The organism is Acidiphilium rubrum (genome assembly GCF_900156265.1).
GTDB lineage: Bacteria > Pseudomonadota > Alphaproteobacteria > Acetobacterales > Acetobacteraceae > Acidiphilium > Acidiphilium rubrum.
Map to the genome: position 1 here is coordinate 1 of NZ_FTNE01000078.1, position 1,004 is coordinate 1,004.

Below are 1,004 nucleotides of genomic sequence, written 5' to 3' on the forward strand. Positions count from 1 at the left end.
CGCCTCAGGCATGGTGAACATCATGATCGCGATCAACGGAACCAGTGATCGCGATCGACCGGAATGGATGATCGCGATCAACGGAATACGCACCCCTAACGAAAGTGCTTTGCTTCTTTTCTCCAAAAAAGAAATCCTCCCTACCCTGCCTGCCGTTCTCCCCACCCACGAACCCCGCAAGCCCACACCGCGGCCAAACCACCAACCCGCGTTACATTACTCAACATTCTGCCCCGAAATTGCCCGAAGTCACGCCCTATATTGAACTCAGGGCGTGCAGAACTAGCGCACCCGCTGAATATCGACGGAGATTTCCATGCAACGCACCAATCGAACCAGGCTGATCGCCTGCATGTTCGGCCTGACCCTGCTGCCGCTCGCCGCCCATGCGGGCGAAGTCCAGCAGCGCGAGGCCACCCAGCAGCATCGCATCGCGCAGGGCATCCACAGCGGTCAGATCACCGCCGGCGGCGCAAATCATCTGGAACACCGTGAACAGCGCATCAACCAGTCCCGCCGGTCCGGTCTTCGGGCCAACGGCGGTCACCTCACCGCGCGGCAATATCACCATCTCAACCAGCGCCAGGCCAAACTCTCGCGCCGGATCTACATCGACAAACACAACCGCGCCACCCAGCCCGGCGTGCCGCGCCAGTAGCACCACCAATCACCACCGTCAGGAAAGGACCCATCATGCAAAAACCCGCCTCAACCTCCCCAACCCGCACGCGCATCCGAAAACTCGGCGCCGCCCTGTTGATCGTCGGCCTCGGAATCTCGCTGTCAGGCTGCGTGGTCTACCCCGGCCGTCCCGGCGGCGGCTGGTGCTACTGGCACCCCTATCGCTGCCGGTAAGCGCCTGAACCAAACCGCCTTCGGCTAGGCCAGGCGCAATCCGGCGGGTGTTTATTCACGCCCGTCGGATTTTCCGCTTTCTCACCCCCCGGGGTCGCGTCCTATAAAGCATCCGTGCCCTGGACCCCGAACCTCCTCCCCACCACCCT

3 protein-coding genes are annotated in these 1,004 nt (G+C 62.1%); all 3 read left to right on the top strand.

The window, feature by feature from the left end; genetic code table 11:
* Positions 1 to 265: hypothetical protein (locus tag BW994_RS19495; RefSeq protein WP_211252849.1), on the top strand; the 265-nt coding region annotated here is incomplete at its 5' end.
* A 51-nt stretch (positions 266 to 316) separates the two neighbouring features.
* On the top strand, positions 317 to 658 hold the full coding sequence (locus tag BW994_RS18775; protein WP_051657696.1) for a hypothetical protein: 342 nt from the start codon (positions 317 to 319) through the stop codon (positions 656 to 658).
* Positions 659 to 693: 35 nt separating this feature from the next.
* On the top strand, positions 694 to 855 hold the full coding sequence (locus tag BW994_RS19830; RefSeq protein WP_156038236.1) for a hypothetical protein: 162 nt from the start codon (positions 694 to 696) through the stop codon (positions 853 to 855).
* Positions 856 to 1,004: the final 149 nt, after the last annotated feature.

Bases quoted from the DNA above. Each gene is read 5' to 3' on its own strand.
- BW994_RS18775 (WP_051657696.1), top strand. From the start codon at position 317: ATGCAACGCACCAATCGAACCAGGCTGATCGCCTGCATGTTCGGCCTG.
- BW994_RS19830 (WP_156038236.1), top strand. From the start codon at position 694: ATGCAAAAACCCGCCTCAACCTCCCCAACCCGCACGCGCATCCGAAAA.